This is a genomic window from Achromobacter sp. SIMBA_011, from assembly GCF_046535435.1.
Lineage (GTDB): Bacteria > Pseudomonadota > Gammaproteobacteria > Burkholderiales > Burkholderiaceae_B > Achromobacter > Achromobacter dolens.
On record NZ_JAWRWN010000554.1, the window covers coordinates 1 to 267 of the forward strand.

Here is a 267-nt window from a genome sequence, read left to right on the forward strand (position 1 = left end):
TTCGTCGGTGGGCAGCGCGAAGTGATCCATGCCGATGTAGACATAGCCCGCGTCGGTGAGCTGCTCGACCACGAGTTGCAGCAGCGCGAGCCGCGTGGCGGGCGTGGGCAGCGCGGCGGCGTCGATCTGCCGCTGCATCTTGAAGAGCTGCGGCATGTGCGCATAACCGAACACCGACAGGCGGTCGGGCGCGAGCATCAGAATGGTGTCGAGCGTGCGCCGGAAGCTTTGCACGGTCTGGTGCGGCAGACCGTAGATCAGGTCGAC

At 65.9% G+C, this 267-nt stretch carries 1 pseudogene; it reads right to left on the reverse strand.

Annotated features, from left to right (window positions below):
• Positions 1-267, reverse strand: a pseudogene (locus SB816_RS32120) (coproporphyrinogen III oxidase); the annotation flags it as partial.